This window comes from Bradyrhizobium tropiciagri, assembly GCF_018130505.1.
Taxonomy (GTDB): Bacteria; Pseudomonadota; Alphaproteobacteria; order Rhizobiales; family Xanthobacteraceae; genus Bradyrhizobium; species Bradyrhizobium tropiciagri_B.
Genome location: NZ_JAFCKH010000004.1, coordinates 440,820 through 460,626, shown reverse-complemented (window position 1 = coordinate 460,626; position 19,807 = coordinate 440,820). Strand labels below are relative to the sequence as shown.

The following is a 19,807-nucleotide window of genomic DNA, read 5'->3' as shown; positions in this document are numbered from 1 at the left end:
GGGCGCGGCGGGAACCCGCCCGATCCGGCCGCCGGGCGACCGCTTTTATGGGGCGAAGGCGGTCCTCGCAACCCTTTTGAGGTGCCCTTCCGGCGGCCCGGAGAGCGCCATGACGGTGCCATCCTGCCGGATGGCGAAACCAAGGCGGCGGGCCGCAAACCAGTAGCGCACGGCCATCGCGCCGATCACGCCGACCAGCGCGCCGGCCACCACATCGCTCGGATGATGCGCCAGCAGCACCAGCCGCGTCGCTGCGATGATCAACGCATAGACCAGCATCGCAATCCGCAGCCGCGGCCACACCGCCGAGACGGCAAACGCCAGCGCGAATGCGGTGATCGCGTGCCCGGACGGCAGGCTCGAATAGGCCTCGGTGCCGTTGAAGTGCTGGAAGTTGAACGCATTGGCCTTGCCGCCGACGAACGGACGGCCGCGGCCGACGATCCACTTCAAGAGTTCACCCGCGGTCACCGACAGCGCGACCGACAGAAACAGATATTGCAGCCGGATTCCGAGGCCGAGCAGTGCCATGCGCGAGGTGCCGCGCAGCGCCGGCGCCGCAAGTGCGACCGCGATCAGCAACCCGCCGAGCACCGACAGCACGTACTCGTCCTTGCCGAAATTGGTCACCTTCTTCACCCACCACAGGCCTGGTGTGTCCCGCGGCGGCATCATGCTGATTTCGGCAACGTCGAGGGCGTACATCAGCGTGATGATGGCGGCGCCCAGGATCACCATGAGCAGAAGCACGTGGCGCGCCGAGCGCCGCGCCGCCTCAGCCCGGCGCGAGTGCGACGGCGCGCGCACGAGCTGCGCCAGCGACAGCCAGACCAGCGTCAGCAATCGTCCCAAATAATTGGCGGAGTCCGGGACTGCTGGCGGCGCCGGCATGTCACTCCGTCCCTTCGCTGCGGAAGATCGCGATCGAAACTGCCTTGCCCTGCGAGATGTTGTAGCCCTCGACCCGCACCGGCGCATTGTAGCGCAGCCCGATCGCCTCGGCACGCTGCACGAAGGATCGCTCCGACCGCTGCTCGACCAGCGCGAAACGGCAGCTGCCATGCGCGAGGAAATCGGCGGCACCCGATCCGTCGGTGAGCAGGGTCGAGGTATCGGTCATGAACACGAGGCTCGGCTCATGAAAGCCGGCGGCCGCAGCTTTCGGGCCGACGCAGGTCACGCTGCGCAGCGCGCGCGCCACCTCCTGGCTCGGGAACATCGTGGTGAGCCGCGGCAGCACCACGCCATAGGTGCCGCCTGCGAGCAGCGCGGCGGCGATGACGGCGTTGAGCAGCGAGCGCTCGGCGCGGCTGTCCTCGAACAGCCACCATGCGATCAGGCCGAATATCATCGCGAAGGCGAACAGCGGCCAGGCCGGGAACACCGGCTGATGGATCGCCTTGATCGCGCCGACGATCACCAGCACCGCGGCGATTGCCGGCAGCGCGAACCACCACGCGGCGCCGCGCACCAGCCATGAATTGCGCGACAGCACCCGGCGTTCCAACGCACCGATGGTCAGGATCGCGATCGCCGGATAGAGCGGCAGCACGTAATGCGGCAGCTTTGTCAGTACCGCCTCGAACACGATCCAGGACGGGATCAGCCAGGCCAGCAGGAACTGGGCCCCGGGCTCGCGCCGCGCCCGCCAGATCGCCGGCGCCGCCATGCCGGCCAGCGGCGCGCCGGGCCAGAACGTGATCCAGAACAGCAGCAGATAGAGCCCGGGCGGCGCGCCGTGGGATTCCTGGGCGCCGAGCTTGCTCAGCATGTCGCCGCCGACCGAGTCAGCAAAGAAGGTCTCGCCGGCGCGCAGGAAGATCAGCACGAACCACGGCAGCACCAGCACCAGCGTCCACATCAGGCCCCAGACCGGACGCATGCGCCAGAACCAGGCCGCCGATTTGTCGAAGAACGCCAGCACGGCCATTGCGAGGCCGACGAACATCAGGATCAGCGGCCCCTTGAGCAGGATGCCGACGGCGAGTGCGGTCCAGAACACCGCGGGCGGCAGCCATGACGGATGCGCCGGATCCTCGCCGCGTTGCCACGATAGATAGACTCGCGCCATCGCGCCCATCGCCGCGGTGACTGATAGAAGAAGCATAGCGTCGGTCTTGGCCAGACGCGCCTCGACCCCGAGCAGCACGCAACTCGCCATCATCAGGGCCGCCAGCACCGCGCCCTGTCGTGTCACGAAGGCAAGCGCCGTCCAGTAGGTCAAGAGCACCGCGCCGATGGCGCCGAGCAGCGACGGCAGCCGGTAGACCCAAATGCGGACCTGGGCGCGCGGAACCCCGAGCGCGGAGATGGTCTTCAGCGCCGCCGCCTGCATCCAATAGATGCCGACCGGCTTCTTGTAGCGGACGTCGTCCTGGAAGCGGATGTCGACGAAATCGCCGCTTTCGACCATCTGCTTGGTCGCTTGGGCGAAGCGAACCTCGTCGCGGTCGATCGGCGGGATCGTGAAGAAGCCCGGCAGGTACAGGACCAGACAGGTCAGAGTCAGGAACAGGATCGAGCGCCACTGGCTGGCCGTTGCGAACTCGAACGCCATGAACAGCCTGCGGCTGGAATGCGCAGGTTTTACAGACTGTTGCCCCGCTCCGAAGCGCCGGGGTTGGAGGCCATCCACCATGGGTTTCGCATACGATGAAACCGCAGCGCAAACAATGGTGCTGTTCCGCTTTCCCGCGCCATCATTGCACGCGGATCACAACTGTGTCCGCGGCGCCAGTGGCGTCGATCACGGTGAGGCGCGCGAAGCCCGGTCCGGGCGGATCGATCAGGCGCTGGCGGCGGCCGTCGATGTCCCCGGCTGAGACACCGTTCACCAATACCGTCAGCGGCAGCACGCCGCCGGCGACCTTCACCGGCATCGCCGCATAGCGGCCGCCCTCGGAATGATCGACGTCGATGCGCGAGCCGTTCAGCGGGAACTGGATGTGTGGGGCCTGGTCGCTGCCGGAGCGGACCAGTTCGCCGAGCGGCCGGAACCGGCGCAGCGGCGGCGGCAGTTTTGCGTTGCTGGCGACCAGCACGCCCTTCGGCGGCTTCGGCAACGCCGCCGGGATCTTGCCGGTGCGCGCGAAGGCATCGAACAGGATCGGCGCCGCCGCGACGCGGCCGACCAGGCCCGGCACCGGCGCACCGTCCGGGCGGCCGACCCAGACGCCGATCGTGAAGCGGCCGTCGAAGCCGACCGACCAGGCGTCGCGATAGCCGTAGCTGGTGCCGGTCTTGAACGCGATCTTGTTGTGCACGCCGTTCTCCGGCGGCGGCGTGCCGAGCAGGACATTGCCGACCTGCCACGCCGCGGCCTGATCCATCAGCCGCATCGTCTCGCGCTCGTCGCTGGCGCGCACGATCTCGCGCAGCGGTTTGGTGGCGCCGAGCCGCGGCAAGCCGACATAGAGCTGGGTGAGGTCCTGCAGCGTCACGCCGACGCCGCCGAGGCCCATCGCAAGGCCCGGCGTCTCGTCCTTCGGCAGCACGAGGCTGGTGCCGGCCTGCTTCAGCCGCGACGACAGCCGGCTGGCGCCGACGCGATCCAGGAGCGCGATCGCCGGCACATTCAGCGACAGTTGCAGCGCCTTGCGCACCGGCACCGTGCCCTGGAACGTCATGTCGAAATTTTCCGGCGCGTAAGAGCCGAACCTGATGGGGCGATCCTCGATCAGGCTGTCCGGATGCACGAAGCCGTCCTCGAAGGCGAGGCCATAGATGAACGGCTTCAAGGTCGAGCCCGGCGAGCGCACCGCGCGAGTCATGTCGACCTGCCCGGCCCGCCGCTCGTCGAAATAATCCGGCGAGCCGACCCGCGCCAGCACGTCGCCGCTCTCATTGTCGACGGCGATAATCGCGACCGAAACGTCGGGCCCCAGCGCGATCGCGCGGTCATGCGCCAGCGCCTCGAGGTTCCTCTGCAGCGTGGCGTCCAGCGTCAGCTGGATGACCGGCGTGTCCTTGATCGTCGCCACCGCCTGATCGGCGGAATGCGGCGCCAGGATCGGGATCTGCTTGCGCATCTTCGGCACCGCCGTCGCCTTGGCCTGCGCGGCGTCGTCCTGCGAGACCACGCCGTCCTCGACCATGCGGTCGAGCACGCGGTCGCGCGCGATGTGCGCGGCTTCGGGATAGCGGTCGAGCCGCCGCCGCTCCGGCGATTGCGGCAGCGCCACCAGCAGCGCGGCTTCCGCGAGCGACAGCCGCTTCGGCTCCTTGCCGAAATAGGCGATCGAGGCAGCGCGGACGCCTTCGAGATTGCCGCCGAACGGCGCCAACGCGAGATAGAGATCGAGGATCTGCTCCTTCGAGAGTTCGTGTTCGAGCTCGACCGCGCGCACCATCTGCCGCAGCTTGGCGTAGACCGAGCGCTGGTGCCGCGGCTCCATCAGCCGCGCCAGCTGCATGGTGATGGTCGAACCGCCCGAGATGATATGGCCGCGCGTGCCGAGCTGGAACGCGGCGCGTGCCAGCGCCAGCGGATCGACGCCGTGATGGTCGTAGAAGCGCTTGTCCTCATAGGCGAACAGGAGCTTCAGGTAGGTCGGATCGACCGAGGTCTTGGCATCGGCCGGCAGCCGCCAGCGGCCATCGGCCATCGCATAGGCGCGCAGCAGTTTGCCGTTGCGGTCGACCACGGTGGTCGAGACTTGCCTGGCCTGATCGAGTGGCAATGGCCCGAGCGAGACGACCCAGGCGGCGAAGACGGAGCTGACAGCGATCGTGGCGACGGCACAAGCTGCCATCGCCACCTTGGTCCATTGCCAGCGCGATCTGCGCGCCGGCGCTATCGTCGTCGTCCCGCTCATTTCGCCGGCTTCACTTCGACCGAGCCGGTGCCGCTGCGGCCGTAGCGCGAGGGATTGTACATGTCCTCGACATAGGCCTGCGGCAGCACATACTTGCCGGGCGACACGGCGCGCACGACATAGGCGACCGTGAACACCGACTTGTCGTTGGCGGCACGGTCGATCGCGGCGGTGAAGCGGTCATCGCGGAACTCGGTGTTCTTGGCCTCGACGCCGCCCTCGATCCAGTCCAGCGTGCCGGAATCGCCCGACGACACCAGACGCGGATTGTCGATCTCGAGCCCGGCCGGCAGATAGTCGGCCACCATGATGTGGCCGAATTCCGGCTTCGCCTCGGTGACCTTCAGGACAACGGCGAAACGGTCGTTCTGTTTCGCCTTGGTGACGTCGGCCGGCTTGCCGTCGAGCGTGAAATAGCTGCGCTCGATCTTGAAGCCGTTGGACGCCGCCGGCTCCGGCGTGACCGGCGAACCCGACACCGAGACCACCGCCTGCACCGGCGCATCGCCGGTGTTGGTGATCTTGAGCGGCTGCCCCACCATCTCGTCAGCCTTGTAGCTGCGATAGACGGCTGATTTCACCGGTTGGCCGTTGATGTCGAGCGTCAGCGTCTCCCTGGCGAGCGCGCGCGCCGCCAGCACCATCCACGCATTCTCCTGCGTCGAGGTGTAGGGCGACAGCCCGCGTGCGGCCTCGACGCGCTGGACGGCCTGGGTCAGCGTCGCACGCGGCGCGTTGCCCTCGCCGGCCAGCGACACCAGCGCCGCCGCATCGCGCAGCGCCGAGCCGTAATCGACCCGGCCGAACTCGAGCGCCGGCTTCGGGTTCAGTGCGTCGACCGCGGCGCTGTAGACCCGCTCCGCCCTCGCCTTGTCGCCGACCAGCGCCAGCGCCGCAGCGAGCTGCGCCTTGGCGATCGGCGTCGCCAGGTTGTTCAGCTTGGTGTCGGCGAGATAGCGCAGATCGCCGATCGGCGCCGCGCCGTTGCGCGCCAGCACGTAGAGGCCGTAGGCCAGGTCGCGGCCGCCGTCCTTCTCCGGCTCGTTGGCGTTGACCACCGAGTTCCTGACGCGGTCGAGCGCGTTCTTGAACAGCACGTCCGGCACCGCAAAGCCCTTTTCGCGGGCCCGGGTCAGGAAGTCCGTGACATAGGCGTCGAGCCAGGCGTCATCGCCGCCCGCGAACCACAGGCCGAATGAGCCGTTGGAGCCCTGCCGCGCCAAGAGCCGCTCGATCGCATCGCGGATGCGCTGATCGACCGCCGTGTCCATCGCAAGATGGGCGCCGGCGGCGAGATCGTTGACATAGAGCAGCGGCAGCGCGCGGCTCGTGATCTGCTCGGAGCAGCCATAGGGGTAGCGGTCGAGGGCCTTGAGGATGCTCGCCGCATCGAGCGCGGTCGACAGCGACGCCGAGATCGAGACGCCGCCGGTGCCCGGCACGAGGTCGGAGAACATGTCCGCGGTCAGCGTCAGGCTCTCGCCCTTCGCCAACGTGCGGATCGAGCGCCGCGCCAGCACTTGCGTGGCCGGCTTGACGTCGAGCGCATAATGCCGCGCCAGCGTCAGCCCGTTCGGCCCTGCGATGTCGACGTCGAACTCGGCGCGGCCGGCGCCGCCGGCCTCGAGGCCGAGCGACAGCGACGAGCGCTGCGTGGCGGCGAGCTTCACCTTGGTGGTCGGATTGCCCGACACCTTGATCGGCCCGCTGGCCTTGACGCTGATGGCGTAGTCGCCGGCGGCGCCTTCGACATTGTCAATGTCCATGCTCATGGTGGCCTTGTCGCCGGTGAGCACGAAGCGCGGCAGCGTCGCGGTCAGCACCACGGGATCACGCACGGTGACGTCAGTCGTCGCGCGGCCGAGCTTGGTGGCGCTCCATGCCACCGCCATCACCCGCGCTGTCCCGGCGAATTCCGGGATGTCGAAGCTGACCTCCGCTGACCCGTCGGGACCGACGGTGACGATGCCGGAATACAGCGCCAGCGGCTTTTGCGTGGGCGGCGAGCCCTGCAGCTCGGCGCCGGCGGCGTCACCGCCGCTGCGGATCTGGCCGCGCGTGCCCTGCATGCCGTCGATCAGCTGGCCATAGAGGTCGCGGATCTCGGCGGTGAGGCGGCGCTGGCCGAGATAATAATCGTCCGGCGCCGGCGGCTTGTAGTTGGTCAGATTGAGGATGCCGACGTCGACAGCGGCGAGCACCACCTTGGCGTCCTCGCCGGGATTGAGCCCGCCGAGCTTCACGGGGATCTTAAGCGTCGTGCCCGGCCGTACCAGCGCCGGCGGCGACAGCTCGACCGTGAGCGTGCGGCTCTTCTTGTCGATACCGAACCATTTCAGCCCGATCGCGCGGCCCGGCATGCGGCCGGCGGCGACGTCGAGCGGACGGCGCAGCGTGGTCAGCACATACGCGCCGGTGCCCCAGTCCTTGCCGACCGCAATCTTCACCTGCTGGGTGCCTTCCTTGACGTCGATGCTCTGGGTCGTCAGCAGGCGGTCGCCGAGCACATAGACGGAAAGCTTGCCGGCGCTGCGCGCATTCACCGAGACCGTCATGGTGTCGCCGGAGGCATATTCCGGCCGGTCGATCGAGGTCTCCAGGAGATCGGGCGTGTCGGCGCTGCCGTCGGAATACCAGCCGACGTCGAACTGCACCGACGTGACCGGACCGTCGGCATCGCTCGATTTCACGTCGAGCCGGTAGCGGCCGGGCTGCGGCTGGAACGTCAGCCGCTGCGGCTTGTCGGCCGCAAGGTTCACATCGCCGTCGGCGACACGCTGGGTCGATTTGACCGGCTCATAACTCCACGACGAGTCCTGCCGGTACCATTGGTAGCGCGACTCCAGTTTCAACAACTCGTAGCGCAGCCCGTCCCGCGAAAGTTGCTTGCCGTCGGGCGACACGAACACGACGTCGAACTCGGCCTTGTCGCCCTCGGCGACGCTCTTGTCGCCGAACGCAGGCTTGATGCCGATCAGCGAGGCCGTCGGCGCCACCGGCAGCACGATCTTGCGCTCGACCGAGCGGCCGCCGGTCTCCGCCATGCGGATGAAGATCTGGGCTTCCTGCGGCCGGGTCGAGCTCGGCGCCTTCTCCAGTTTCACCGGGAAGGTCGCCGCGCCATTGGCATCGGCCTCCGGCAGGTCGCCGATCGGGGTGCGTTCGTTGCTCGCGGTCTCCTCGTCGTCGACGCCGAACTTGTAGCCGGGATAGCCGGGACGGCCGGCGGCCGCGGGCGCGACCAGCATGTCGCCCTCGAGTTGCAGACCCGATGCCGGCGCGCCGTAGAGGAAATGGCCGCTGACCTGAAGCTCCACTGGAACTTCAGCTTTGATCAGCTTCTCCTTGCTGGTGAGGTCGAATTCGATCCGCTCGGGGATGTAATCCTCGACCATGAAGGTGGTCTCGCCGACCGACGTGCCCTTCGGGTCGGTGAAGACGCGGGCGCGCCAGGTGCCCGACGGCACCGCCGAGTTCAGCGCCACCGCCAGCGTGCGGCCGCCGGCGCCCTGATCAGGCAACACGGCGCGGCGGAATTCGACGCCGTCGGGCCGCTCGACCACCATGGTCAGCGGCGTTCCGGTCAGGGCATTGCCCTGCCCGTCGCGCAGCAGCGCGGTGAGATAGACGGTTTCGCTGGAGCGGTAAACACCGCGCTCGGCATAGACGAACGCATCCGCACCGGCGGGGATTGCGCGGCCGGCAACGCCGCGATCGGTGAGGTCAAAGGCGTTGGTTTTCAGGCTGAGGAACGCATAGTCCGCCTTGTCGCCCATCACGGTCAGCATTGCCGGCGACAGCCCGCCCTCGCCGCGCGCCAGCCCCTGCTCGAACAGCACATGGCCGGCGGCGTCGGCCTTGCGGGTGGCCAGGATCTCGTTGTTGCGGGCGACCAGCTTGACCTCGGCGCCGGCGACCGGCTCGGTCGATGCCAGCGAATTCACGAAGACGTGGATACCGTCATTGCCGGAGAACGCCGACAGGCCCATGTCGGAGACGATGAACCACTGCGTCGCCAGCGAGCTGTCGTCTTCGCCCCCGCCCTTGGCCGAGGCGGTCATGACATAGACGCCGGGCTGCAGATCACCGAGCGCCTGGTCGACCGGAAATGCCGTGACGACGTCCTGGTTCAGCGTGGTCGCGGTCGAGAGCTCGCCGGACCACACCTTGACGCCGCGCTGATCGCCGAGATCGGAGAGCTGGTAGCGGCTCAGCGCACTCTGGAAGTCGCTGTCGATCACGGTGTTGATCAGGTTGCGGTCGCCGATCCGGAACACGTCGATCTTGGCCGCCGGCGTGTTGACGCTGACCAGCGGGATGCCACGCTGCCCGGTCCGCGGCAGCACATAGGCGCGGCCGGTGAAGCGCACGAACGGCTTGCGGTCGCGGACATAGATGTTGAACTCGGCCGACTTCGGCAGCGTCTCCTTGACGGTCGACGGCAGGCCGGCGCGCAGGTTGATGTTGTAACGCTCGCCGTGCTTCAGCCCGTCGACGCAGAGCTGCTTGCCCTCGGTCGACAGCGCCGGCTTGTCGTTGCCGGCCAGCGCCAGGAACGGCGCGAAGTCGACGCGCTTGGCCAATTCCTCGGAGAACTGGAAGCAGGCCCGCGGCGAGGCCGAGTCGGAATCGACGGTGTAATCCAGCAGCCGGAAGCCGTGCTCGTCGCGCATCTTCTCATACTGGCCGCGGACCTCGGCGACCTCGCGCATGTCGAGCGACATCCGCAGCGCATCCAGCGCCGGCCGCCACAGCTTGCGTTCGGACATCGCCTTGCCGAGGGTCGCCAGCGCATCCGCCTCCTCGCCCTGATTGCCGGCGCGCTGATAGGCGATGTAGGCCGCGGTCGAGGCGCGCTCCATCAAAAAGGTCTGCTCGCTGGAGCTCGCCGAACGGACCTGGAAGACGCTCTTGGCGAGCCGCAGCCAGTTGGCGGCGTCCTCCGGCGCGCCGGCCGCGATCTGGCCGAGGATCTGCAGGCCGGTGCGGGCGTCATTGCGCCGGAACGCGGCGTCGGCATCGCTGCGCAAGGTCGCCGCCGACTTGTTGACGGCGCCGGCCTCGTTCTTGATCTGCGCCTCCAGCTTGATCGCGGAATCGGCGAGGTCGTCGCGCTTGAAGGCCTTGTCCGCCGCCTGGGCGACGCCCACGCCAAGCATCAGCGCTGCGCAAACGGCGGCGGCGCGAATCAAACCGGTCATGATGGAGCTCCCAAAGGCCGCCCGGACGGGCGGGCGCGGATGGCTGAAAAGTGCGCGAAAAGGTGACGGGGTGAAGGCGTCGAGATGAAGGTGCGAAAGCGTCACAGATTTCATTGCCGGCAATCCTTCGACCAGGCTCCGGCGGCACCATCGTGCCGGCGCGGCGAGCCGGCGGGCGGCCCCAAACGGCCCCCTGCTCGCCTTTGTCGCTCGACCGCAAAATTCGGTTCGGAGAGACTTGGCGAAAAAGCGGATTTTCACATCGGTGCCCACAGACCGTGGGAAGGCCCGCGAAATTGAAAACCAGCCGCGGGTCCCGCGGCTGGTTTGGCGCCGACACCGGGCGTATACCCAGCCGCTGACGCGTCATGAACCGGTCGGCATCTCAGCTCGGCGGGCCCATCGTGATGGTCCGAACCCTGTTGCGAGCTTCCTCGGCCGCGCCGCTGTCCAGGCTCGTGCCCGTCACTTCGATGAAGGTCCGCGCTCCCTGCGGCAGGCAGGTCACGAGAACCGCCGCGCCGGCGCCTCGCAGGCTCCCGGCGCCGCCGATGTGAGGCCCGGAGGTAAAGGTGACGCCGAGGCCGGTCTCGGTGATCGCGAACTTCGCGTCCCGCAGGCACTCCGCTTCCGATTTCGCCCGCGTATCCGATCCGACATGGATCGCGGGAGCCTGCTGGGCCAGCGCCTGAGTGGCCGTTCCACTCAGAGCGAAGCACAGCAGTGGTAACGCTGCACGCATGAACTTGTGGTGGGGCATGTTCATCTCCATTGATGGGTCCCGCGCTGCCACCGTCCGAAGTTCTCGCTGCAGCCGGCGCGGTCTACACACGCTTAACGAGCCGGATAATACAGCACGCCCCCAGCGAGAGCTGTGGGTCCATTCACACAAGCTCGCGGAAGCGAAAATGTCGCATCCGGTATTGGCCACCGCCCGGTGTCACCGGGGCGGTGCCGCCCTTCAATGTTGCGCGCCCGCTTGCAAGCGTTGCCAAATCACAAAAATCGGCCCGGACGGACTTGGCGAAAAAGCGGATTTTTCATAATGCCGGTGCTACAAGGCGGCCACGGTCCCGTAGCTCAACTGGATAGAGTAGCGGATTTCTACTCCGCGGGTTGCAGGTTCGAATCCTGCCGGGATCGCCAACGCAAAAATCGCGCTCTAAAATCACTGCCGCAAAGCCGGCAAGCGGCCGGTCGCCGAGCTGCTACAGCTCGCGGCGCGCCGATCGACGGCAAGCGAGGCGTCATGACCGACCCGCTGCTGCTGCGCCGGACCGTGATCGCTGGCGACACCGTGCCCGACGATTACGTAGTGATCTGGGACGGCATCACGATCGGCCGCATTCATCGCCCGGGCGGCCTGCCGCCGGGATGGGGCGCGGGAGTACGAGGCGAATAGCAAAGACCGTCCCTCCGCCGCATTAACTAACGGCTCCTTCCCGCTGTTGCTCAACCAAGAAATGCGATGATAGGTTGCGACATTTTGGGGTTGGGCTGATTTTGATGAACGTTTTACAGCCGGAGCCATCGCACCGTTCCGAGCCGCTTGATGCACTCAGGGGCCTCGCGATCTCACTCGTGATCGCCCACCACTATCTCGACTTCGGGTTCGGCGCGCTCGGCGTCAATCTGTTCTTTGTCCTCAGCGGCTTTCTGATCGGCGGCATCCTGCTCGACACGCGCGATCAGCCCGGGTTTTTCACGTCGTTTTACGGCCGCCGCGCGTTCCGGATACTGCCGCTATACTGGCTGCTGCTGCTCGCCGCGCCGCCCGATCATTGGGGCTACTTTTCATCCAGCAGGTGCCGTGGCTGCAGTTCGGCTACCACATCCACGATCCGACGTTCGTCACGTGGTCGCTCGCGATCGAGGAGCAGTTTTACCTGATGCTTCCGGTCCTGATCGCCGCGCTCCCGAGACGCTGGCTGATCCGGGTCTTATGGTGTGGCGTGCTGCTGGCGCCGCCCTGGCGCTGGGCTCTGAATGCCTATTTGCCTCACCCGACCTGGGTCGTCATGCTGCCGGGCAGACTCGATGATCTGTTCGGCGGCGTACTGATCGCCTGCTTCATGCGCGGATATTGTCAGAGCCGCGTCGGCTGGGCGATCCTGGCGCTCATCGCTCCGCTTTGCGACATCGTCCACAACGCGATCGTCGACGCGCCCACGGTGTTCTCTGTCGTGTCGCTGGCCTGCTGCGTGGCCATCATGTCGGCCGCAGCGACTGACCGGCCTGTGATGCTGCGTCCGCTGATCTGGATGGGGCGCCGCTGCTACGCGCTCTACCTTTTCCACATGCTGATCTTCAACGCCGTTTCCGATCTGAAAGTGCAGTGGCCCGCCCTGGCTTCGTTCGCGATCGTCTGCGCATTGGCCGAGATCAGCTGGCGCGCGATCGAGGCGCCGCTGATCGGGTATGCAAAGCGGCGGTTCGTGAGGCGCAGCTCAGATGACGGACACCCCGGCGAAAAGCCGACGATGCAGGATGATTTTGCGGTCGAAGTGCCGCGCAAATAGAAAAGTCCGCGCCGCCGGGCATGGCGACGCGGGCACTTGCGTCCCTTGAGAGCACACCAATGAAACTCGCTAGCTCTTGCCCCGTGTCGGCATCCAGGCGGATAGAAGGTAAAAGCAAATCGCTAGGATGAGCAGATAACGGAAGCCAAGCAAGGTAGAGAATGACTCGGTCAGGCCACCAATGACCGATCCCGCAATATTTGATCCAAAGGCTTGATCGGGATTGAGTTCGTCACGAAACGAGCGAGCGAATATCACGCCCGCGAAGAACATCGGGCCAAGCGAGAGCGCGCAAGGGATGATGTAACGCCAAACGATGCCACCGCTCAGGAACGTATCCAGTGGCACCAACACCGTGACCGCCAGCAACGCAAGCAACCCAATATAGTGGCGCGCCACCCGGATGGACGGTACTTTGATCACGTATAGATTGGCAGCGAGTATCAACACCAATGCAGTGAAGAAGACCGCGGAGTTGACCAACCACGTGCTGCCGAACAGCAGTGCCATCTGTACCACCGCCTTGGTTTCGAGCAACATGAAGGCCGCGCCAAGGAAGAACATCCGGCTATTGGGTCGCCAGACCCCCTCGGGCTTGAAGAAATAGATCAGGCCGAATCCGAGCACGCCGAGCAGGATGATCGAACGAACGGTCAGATCGGGAATCAGCTTTCCACTGACATAGAGGAACGGCCAATCATCGCTGGTCGATTGGTTGGCCCCTTCGCTGTCGACGACCAGCTTAGTCGGAGCCAACGGCAGCCAGTCGCCGTGCTGAATCGCCGTCTGGTTTTGTGGCTGGTCAAAGCCATTGACCAGCAGGTTCTCCGGCGGAAGGCTGCCTAGCCAAAACTTGCCGTTCTCCCTGAAGGCACTGGACATGCGCGCATTGCAGCCAGCGATGATCGTCGTGAAGCCCACCGTTTGAGACGATGTCAGCGTCTCTGCATATGGCAACGGTAGCACGAGCGGATCGCAGCCGAACACCTGCTTGGCCATGGCTGCTACGCGTTGGACGATCCAGCCCTTACGGTAGAAGTTGTACATCACGAAAATGCCATCGGGCTTTAGCACGCGTCGGACGTCCTGGAACGCCTGTTCGGTGAATAGGTAGCTCTCGAGACGGATGTTGGCGTAGCCGCTATGCAGAATCAGCGAATCGACGAGCGCATAAACGACGAGATCGTACTTTCGCTCAGTCGTGCGCAGGAAATGCCGACCATCATCGAGATGTGGGACGACCCTCGGATCTTGGTAAGGTTTGTCGGGGTGCTCGTGGATGCCGATGTACTGAATTACGGGATCGATCTCGACCGCATCGACGCGCTCTACGCCAAACCGCAAAGCGTGCGTCACGTCGTTGCCGGAGCCGGCCCCGATGATCATGACATCCTTGAACGGTGCGCCGCCGCTGTTTTTTTGCAATAGGTGGATCAACGAATAGGCCGAGCCGCCGTCATGGAACGGGATCATCATCTGATGACCAATCGTGTTAACAACGATCTCGCCACTCGACCTGTTCAGGTCGATGGCGTAATAAGGCGACCAGCGGGTTTCATGGATCTTGGAACGATCCGTGTAGAATAGGCTAAATCCAGCAACAACGAACAATGCAACTATGCGCGGCATCAACAAAGCTTTGTCTTGATACAGCAGATAAGCGATGCCGGCGCAGCTAATCAGGAACCAGACCACCGGCGGCGCGTGCGCGAACGACAAGAGCGAGAACGCCACGATGCCCGCGAGGCTGCCGCCGATATTTAGAGAATAGCCGGCGACGCGATTGGAATAGGCATCGAAAGCGCGGCCGAGCTTTTGGCCGAGGCCAACAAACAGCAGTGCGATTAGGACGAAGAACAGCCCAGCGATCGCTTCGATCGGCACGACGAATTTGGCTAGATCTGGATTGCGGTACTCGGTACCGAAAAAAACTTCCTGCGGTGAAGCCTGATGGCCGACGTCAATCGCAAGCTGGTCCCAACTTGTATACAGCGCCATGATCACGAGTGCCGCCGTGAATGTCACCACGGCCAGCCAAGGGAACATTGCAAGCCAGTTGGTGGTCCGCCGCGCCGCCAAACAGCCGCAAGACATGCCGAGGAAGGCCGCGAGCAGCACAACGTTGGTGAAGAACTGAAGAAAAATCACCTTCGCGGAGAACCAGCGAATGCAGGCCAATTCGAGAAACAAGATCAGAAATCCGACAAGGAAGAGATTGAAGCCGACTTGTCGCTGATTAAGGCCGTCGCCGGCATTCACTGCAAGCATCGCCGATCTCTCGCAATATCTCAAAGAATAAACGGCATTCAAATATAAAGGCGGCTGTCTACCACGCCGTGCATGATTGCGGCAATGCTCCTTTCGAGGAGGGATTCAGCTCGTCTGGCGTGACCGCGAAGGATCAATCCCTTCGCAGAGCGTGGAAATTGAAGGTCGCGAGCGGAGACGCGAGGAACGTGATCTGCCCATGCGCCATTGAGTCCGTAGAATTACGGGTTCGTTCAAGTAGACACCCCTTGGCGCTCACGGCAGCCGTGGCACCGAAGTTTGCCGTAAAGTTCTGACCAGACGCGCTCGTGAATACGATTGCTGGCGCGTAGCTAATCATTGATCGAATCGTTAGGCCACCAATGTTCGTCGCCGGGTTCGCCGTCCCGCTACCGTTCCGCGTTCCGTCACCAACAGCTAAACCAGTTGTCCAGATCGACCGCGATCTCGGTAACGTCGCCCGGCGACACAACGCCAATCGCCCGACCGCCGTACTCCCGCTGGGGAGCAGTGGACCAGGGCCAAAGGCTGTGAAGTTTGGAAGATATTCGACCGCCGCCCCAGAATCTCCGTTGATCATATTTCCATAGGAGTACACGGCAACGGCGACGGAAATCGCATTCGAGGTCCTGCTCGATGTGAAGGCACGGGAGTGGCAATTGCAGAGCTCCGCAAATGCCATATGGGATGGCCTCCGGCGCAAGGGCTGCACGATTTCGGAACAATGAAAGGACACCGCTGAGTAACTCGACGTGTCAAGTTGCCGTCGCCTACGTCGGCAGCCGTTGACTTGACGACCCGTTGAGCTGTCTGCTTCGCGAATTGATCGACCACGCTCACGCGCGAACCGCCGGCCTTCGTGCGGCAGCAACGCCTTCTAGCGGACCAGAGGGCTCAGATAGAGAGCTACCAGCGCGCTCAAGGCGGCCACGAGGATCAGGGTCAAAATGGACAATGAATAGAACGACGGTCGGTCCATCTCGATACCTTGGGGCCATTGGTTCTGGAATTGTAGCACCTTCCCGACGCCTATGGAACGAGCCTCGGCCGATGACGATGTCCGGCAAGTCTTTTTGTCCGGCAAGTCTTTTGTCCAGCAGGCGTTGGGCGCGCGCAGTTGCCGCCGGCTACTGCGTGGTCCAACCTCCGTCGATCGGAAACGCGGCTCCCGTGATGTTGTGGGACATCGGCTGCGCGAGCCAGAGCCAAGTGAGACGGCCGACCATTTCGGAATAATGGAAGGATGCGACTGAGTTGCCCGACGTGTCAAGTTGCCGTCTCGAACGACGGCGGCCGCCGGCTACTTTGCATGGGGTTGTTTTTCGATATTTCGGCAGCACGCCCCCGCGCTTCTCCGCGAACGTATTTCGCCGGCCGTCACCCGAACGTTACCGGCGCGAGATGCACCCGCACTTGGCCGGCGCTGCCCTGGAACATATCTCCCGGATATTCGTTACAATCGGCTGCTCGAACGAAGGTTTAACGAATCGTTGGTAGCAATTTCAGCATTGCCAGCCAGGTTTTTGCGGTACCGAGAGACGGAAATATGAGTTGGGTGAAGACAGTTCTGGTGCTCTCGGTGTTGTTATTCGGGTGCGCTGACCTCATTACGACGAATGTGGTGCTGAGCCTCGGATTCGGCGAGGCGAACCCGTTCATGCACATGGCCCAGACATGGTTCGGCGCCTGGTGGCTGATTCCCAAGCTGGGTTTCACCTTCCTCGTGATGGCGCTGCTCTGGCGCAGCAAGAACCTCTACAACGTCGCGCTGGTGGCGGCGTTCTGCTCCACGCCCGTCATCAATAATCTCCTGCTGATCACGAGTGCGAGCTGACCGCTCGCACGCCGGGCGCTGCTCGGTATCGTGGCCGTTCGATACAGCGCGCTCTGATCGATGAAGCGCGCACCCCGCTATGGCGCGATCCACACGCCAAGCACGAGAATTCCGAGAACGACCGCGATGACGAGCAGGTCCGTGGTGAGCCAGTCAGGCATTCCACTTGATGGCTTTGCGCTCATGTCCGGGACTCCTTCTGTCCGCGTCCGAGCTCCATGCTGCAGCCGATTAGGCGCCGATGCGCGTGAGGCAGTTCACATCGATCGGGAAAAAGTAGCAATGCAGGATTCCCGCGAAATTCGCGCGCTCTCGTTGCAGCGCGCGATCGTCGCATCCTGCAAGATAGAGATCAGGCGTCCTTAACCCCGATAACGTGCCTCTTGTCTGGATGCACCAATGTTTCACGATTTGTATATTGTGATCGACAATGCTTCTCCGGGGCCGGCGATGCCGGCCAATTTCAAGACCAAGCATTTGAAGATCGCCAATGGAAGATTCCATCCAGCTCCAGTGCACACGCTGCAAGAACGTGTTTCGCGATCGCGCCAAGCGGGTGCAGAACGGCTATACGCGCCAGTGCCCGAGCTGCGAGATCGTGCTGTTCTTCGACGAGGACTCGCCCAATCCGATCATCAAGAAGGCGATGCGGGCGGCGCGGCGCGCACGCAAGGCGATGCGCGAGAACGAAGGCGCGCTGCCGAGCCGGGCCGCCGCCGCTTCGCGCCGCTTCAGCGGGCGCTCCGGATCGAACGGGCGCGAGGAACCCGCCGCCGAGGACGACGAGTGATCGCAGCTGCGCGATGGCTTCGCCGCGCCGGCTGACTTCTGTGCCCGCAGCTACCCGCCGAGGCCGACGCCGGACGAGGCACGGTCGAGCCATTGCCGCGTCGACTCGTCGCTCCAGCCGGGCACCGCGAAACGGGCCCCGGGTCTTGCATCCGGCTGGCTCGCATCCGGCCGGTTCGCATCCACAGGCAGACGGCTGACCGCGGGCTGCCGTGCGCGCGGATGACGCACCGTCGCGGCGTCTGCGGACGCGCACAGGACGACCAGGAGGCCAAGTGCCAGCATTGAGCGCATCGCAAGTGCTCCCGACGATCGATTTTGCCAGGCGGTCGATCCGGATGTTGACGCCAAATTTGCCGCTGGTCCATGCTGATCCCGACCCTTCCCGCTGGCCGGCGAGCCCACTCCATGCGTCCATGACTGCCTGACCTGATCGTCGGCGCCGCTCTCGCCGATGCCAACGCGCGCCCGCTCGGCTGCGTGGTCCGGAAATACATCGTCTGCCGGTGACACCGTTGCCGATCCCGCACGAAACCATTTTCCCGGTCCGGCGAAGCCAGCCCGAAACAATCCGGGTCTAGGCTGTCATCGTTGGACCAAAGGGGATTGCGGTCATGTGGGATTTCATCAACACGCTTTACCGGGATTATTGCATGGCTCGCCTGCAGGAGATGCGGAAGCTCGAGCACACCATCTAACCCCGTGCGATAACGGGTCGCTTGAACTTCGGCGCCCGCACTGCAGACAGACTAGTGCTGGGGATTTCAGGGCCCAGTTTCGAGGCAGCGCCGCTCAGCCATGCATACTCGGCTGCAGCGGCGTTGTGCTTTTCGAGGACGAATCAGTCGGTCCTGTGCCGCTATCCGCCCTGCCCCTCCGAGCTTAGCGCCAGGAAAGTGACGAGACCCAATAATCCGGCCCAGACCAAGAAATGTTCAGCAATCATGCCTGCCCCTTGTCTTCGCCAAATCCGCGAAGCACAAATCGGGCCAATCAGGCCGCCCGGGGTCGCCATCGATCGGGCAATGCGGGGATCGGCGGCAGCCTACCGCTCGCTGGGCCGGTGCAGCATCCCCATGTAGACCCCGCCTGCCTTCAATTCCGCGAGCATCTGCTCGATTCGTTTGCGCCGCGTGCCCGGTCTGACGGCGCGGGCGATCCAGTGCAGATAGTCGTTGCGCTGGTAGGGCGGCCTTAGCCTGAAAGCCTGCAGCAGTCCGGCCGCTTCGAGCTCGCGGCGAATGCCGGCCGGCATCACCGCCCGCGGGCGTTTCAGCATCACGCCTGGCTTTCGCGCGGCGCGGCCACCTGGCCCTGCGGGCGCTCGGCTTCCGGCACCAGCCATTCGGTGATGAAGCGGTCGGAGGCGTGGATATCGACCTGCAGCAGACGGCCGGGCCCCGGATTTTCGAAGGTATGGGCCGCATTCGCCGGCGCGACCACCACCGAGCCGGCGACGGCCTCGATTTGTCTGCCCTCGATCGTGAACCGCGCACGCCCTTCGAGCAGGACGAAGGTCTCGGCATAGGGATGCCGATGCAGCGCCGGTCCCGGGCCGGGCGGCATGTCGACGACGATCACCGAACTGCCGGATCCCGTCACACGTCCCTCGATCTCGTTGGCAGGTCCAAGCTGCCAGACCTTCAATGCCTCGATCACATCGACCTCCCCGCACGGCCGGATTTGGAACCGGCGTCCCGCGCCGACAGGTTAGGATGTTCGGGCAGATCCACAAATGCCGCCGGCGAGACACCCGGTTCCTCGGGCCCGGCTGCTGCACCATGGGCGACCGCCGCGGGACGGTTCAACGAACCGGATGGTGCGTGGGCAACGATTTCGTCAGGAAGGACCGTGTTAGGGAACGGCGATGTAAAGGCTGGATGCCGGGCGCCTCGACCGATCGAGCCCGGCGCGGCGCCGAGAGGACATCGATGCAGAACCTGAACGCCATCGTGAGCAAGCTGAACGACCGACTGCTGCGGCTGGAGGGCGAACTCTTCGTCCTGCGCTCGATCGCACGGGCGTCGCTGACGGCCGGCGACGAGACCGCCGGGCGAACCCGTCAATTGCTCGAAGGCGCGCGGCTTGCCCTGTCCGACGAAGCGCAGCGGCCGCTCGATCGTGCCACGACCAAATACGTCGCGGCCGCGATGGCGATGGTCGACGAATTGCTCGAACAGCCGCGCGAGGCGGCGCCGTTGTTTCGGGTGATCGACGGCGGCAAGCGCGACGAGTAGCGGCGGCGAACCGCCGCCATGCCAAGGCCAGAAGCCTCTCATTCGGCCCGCCTATCTCAGGTAGTATTTTTCTCCGAGATATGCTCTTTAGCCACCGATCTATTTTTTGCAGATGGGTGGAATAATGAAAATCGTATTCGCTGCT

Annotated in this window: 15 protein-coding genes and 1 tRNA gene; 7 read left to right on the top strand and 9 right to left on the bottom strand. The window is 64.7% G+C overall.

Features of this window, described 5'->3' with window-relative positions; translation table 11 throughout:
- Nucleotides 1–45: 45 nt before the first annotated feature.
- From JQ633_RS12985 to JQ633_RS12965, 5 genes are all read right to left on the bottom strand, one after another.
- On the bottom strand, nucleotides 46–891 hold the full coding sequence (locus tag JQ633_RS12985) for a phosphatase PAP2 family protein (protein ID WP_211985403.1): 846 nt from the start codon (nucleotides 889–891) through the stop codon (nucleotides 46–48).
- A 1-nt stretch (nucleotide 892) separates the two neighbouring features.
- Nucleotides 893–2,638 (bottom strand): ArnT family glycosyltransferase, encoded by a 1,746-nt coding sequence (locus JQ633_RS12980; RefSeq protein WP_433995649.1) that lies wholly within the window; start codon nucleotides 2,636–2,638, stop codon nucleotides 893–895.
- Nucleotides 2,639–2,699: 61 nt separating this feature from the next.
- Nucleotides 2,700–4,751, bottom strand: a complete 2,052-nt coding sequence (gene pbpC, locus JQ633_RS12975) for a penicillin-binding protein 1C (RefSeq protein WP_249159294.1) — start codon at nucleotides 4,749–4,751, stop codon at nucleotides 2,700–2,702.
- Between the two features lie 59 nt (nucleotides 4,752–4,810).
- Nucleotides 4,811–10,015, bottom strand: a complete 5,205-nt coding sequence (locus tag JQ633_RS12970; RefSeq protein ID WP_211985400.1) for an alpha-2-macroglobulin family protein — start codon at nucleotides 10,013–10,015, stop codon at nucleotides 4,811–4,813.
- A gap of 385 nt (nucleotides 10,016–10,400) precedes the next feature.
- Entirely contained in the window at nucleotides 10,401–10,775 is a 375-nt protein-coding gene (locus JQ633_RS12965; protein WP_211985399.1) for a hypothetical protein, read from the bottom strand.
- Between the two features lie 309 nt (nucleotides 10,776–11,084).
- Between JQ633_RS12965 and JQ633_RS12960 the strand changes: the two genes are divergently transcribed.
- From JQ633_RS12960 to JQ633_RS12945, 4 genes are all read left to right on the top strand, one after another.
- Nucleotides 11,085–11,161: transfer RNA gene (locus JQ633_RS12960), tRNA-Arg, on the top strand.
- A gap of 103 nt (nucleotides 11,162–11,264) precedes the next feature.
- Nucleotides 11,265–11,417: a hypothetical protein gene (locus JQ633_RS12955; protein ID WP_211985398.1), complete on the top strand. Its 153-nt coding sequence runs from the start codon at nucleotides 11,265–11,267 to the stop codon at nucleotides 11,415–11,417.
- A gap of 104 nt (nucleotides 11,418–11,521) precedes the next feature.
- Nucleotides 11,522–11,905 carry an acyltransferase family protein gene (locus tag JQ633_RS12950; RefSeq protein ID WP_211985397.1) on the top strand — a complete coding sequence of 128 codons (384 nt, stop codon included), beginning with the start codon at nucleotides 11,522–11,524 and terminating at the stop codon, nucleotides 11,903–11,905.
- On the top strand, nucleotides 11,821–12,534 hold the full coding sequence (locus JQ633_RS12945) for an acyltransferase family protein (RefSeq protein ID WP_211985396.1): 714 nt from the start codon (nucleotides 11,821–11,823) through the stop codon (nucleotides 12,532–12,534). The genes JQ633_RS12950 and JQ633_RS12945 overlap by 85 nt, the downstream gene beginning before the upstream one ends.
- A gap of 69 nt (nucleotides 12,535–12,603) precedes the next feature.
- Here JQ633_RS12945 and JQ633_RS12940 read toward each other — a convergent pair whose 3' ends face one another.
- Nucleotides 12,604–14,802 carry a hypothetical protein gene (locus JQ633_RS12940; protein WP_211985395.1) on the bottom strand — a complete coding sequence of 733 codons (2,199 nt, stop codon included), beginning with the start codon at nucleotides 14,800–14,802 and terminating at the stop codon, nucleotides 12,604–12,606.
- 1,546 nt (nucleotides 14,803–16,348) lie between these two features.
- Between JQ633_RS12940 and JQ633_RS12935 the strand changes: the two genes are divergently transcribed.
- Nucleotides 16,349–16,636: a DUF5658 family protein gene (locus JQ633_RS12935; RefSeq protein ID WP_211985394.1), complete on the top strand. Its 288-nt coding sequence runs from the start codon at nucleotides 16,349–16,351 to the stop codon at nucleotides 16,634–16,636.
- A gap of 490 nt (nucleotides 16,637–17,126) precedes the next feature.
- Complete coding sequence (locus JQ633_RS12930; protein ID WP_211985393.1) at nucleotides 17,127–17,426, top strand: hypothetical protein; 300 nt, start codon at nucleotides 17,127–17,129, stop codon at nucleotides 17,424–17,426.
- Nucleotides 17,427–17,476: 50 nt separating this feature from the next.
- Here JQ633_RS12930 and JQ633_RS12925 read toward each other — a convergent pair whose 3' ends face one another.
- The 3 genes from JQ633_RS12925 to JQ633_RS12915 all read right to left on the bottom strand — a co-directional run bounded on the left by JQ633_RS12925 (nucleotide 17,477) and on the right by JQ633_RS12915 (nucleotide 19,084).
- The gene (locus JQ633_RS12925) at nucleotides 17,477–17,719 is read right to left on the bottom strand and encodes a hypothetical protein (RefSeq protein WP_211985392.1); all 243 of its coding nucleotides are present in this window, start codon (nucleotides 17,717–17,719) and stop codon (nucleotides 17,477–17,479) included.
- 751 nt (nucleotides 17,720–18,470) lie between these two features.
- Nucleotides 18,471–18,704, bottom strand: coding sequence for a YdeI/OmpD-associated family protein (locus tag JQ633_RS12920; RefSeq protein WP_249159292.1), 234 nt, complete (start codon nucleotides 18,702–18,704; stop codon nucleotides 18,471–18,473).
- A complete protein-coding gene (locus JQ633_RS12915) occupies nucleotides 18,704–19,084 on the bottom strand; it encodes a cupin domain-containing protein (RefSeq protein ID WP_349631556.1) in 381 nt (126 codons plus the stop codon). Before JQ633_RS12915 ends, JQ633_RS12920 begins: the two co-directional genes overlap by 1 nt.
- Nucleotides 19,085–19,248: 164 nt before the next feature.
- Here JQ633_RS12915 and JQ633_RS12910 point away from each other — a divergent pair, with 164 nt between their 5' ends.
- The gene (locus tag JQ633_RS12910; protein WP_249159229.1) at nucleotides 19,249–19,662 is read left to right on the top strand and encodes a hypothetical protein; all 414 of its coding nucleotides are present in this window, start codon (nucleotides 19,249–19,251) and stop codon (nucleotides 19,660–19,662) included.
- Nucleotides 19,663–19,807 lie beyond the last annotated feature (145 nt).

Coding starts and splice junctions, on each gene's coding strand:
- JQ633_RS12985 (WP_211985403.1), bottom strand. CDS start 891: ATGCCGGCGCCGCCAGCAGTCCCGGACTCCGCCAATTATTTGGGACGA.
- JQ633_RS12980 (WP_433995649.1), bottom strand. CDS start 2,638: ATGGTGGATGGCCTCCAACCCCGGCGCTTCGGAGCGGGGCAACAGTCT.
- pbpC (WP_249159294.1), bottom strand. CDS start 4,751: ATGGCAGCTTGTGCCGTCGCCACGATCGCTGTCAGCTCCGTCTTCGCC.
- JQ633_RS12970 (WP_211985400.1), bottom strand. CDS start 10,015: ATGACCGGTTTGATTCGCGCCGCCGCCGTTTGCGCAGCGCTGATGCTT.
- JQ633_RS12965 (WP_211985399.1), bottom strand. CDS start 10,775: ATGCCCCACCACAAGTTCATGCGTGCAGCGTTACCACTGCTGTGCTTC.
- JQ633_RS12955 (WP_211985398.1), top strand. CDS start 11,265: ATGACCGACCCGCTGCTGCTGCGCCGGACCGTGATCGCTGGCGACACC.
- JQ633_RS12950 (WP_211985397.1), top strand. CDS start 11,522: ATGAACGTTTTACAGCCGGAGCCATCGCACCGTTCCGAGCCGCTTGAT.
- JQ633_RS12940 (WP_211985395.1), bottom strand. CDS start 14,802: ATGCTTGCAGTGAATGCCGGCGACGGCCTTAATCAGCGACAAGTCGGC.
- JQ633_RS12935 (WP_211985394.1), top strand. CDS start 16,349: ATGAGTTGGGTGAAGACAGTTCTGGTGCTCTCGGTGTTGTTATTCGGG.
- JQ633_RS12930 (WP_211985393.1), top strand. CDS start 17,127: ATGGAAGATTCCATCCAGCTCCAGTGCACACGCTGCAAGAACGTGTTT.
- JQ633_RS12925 (WP_211985392.1), bottom strand. CDS start 17,719: ATGCGCTCAATGCTGGCACTTGGCCTCCTGGTCGTCCTGTGCGCGTCC.
- JQ633_RS12920 (WP_249159292.1), bottom strand. CDS start 18,704: ATGCTGAAACGCCCGCGGGCGGTGATGCCGGCCGGCATTCGCCGCGAG.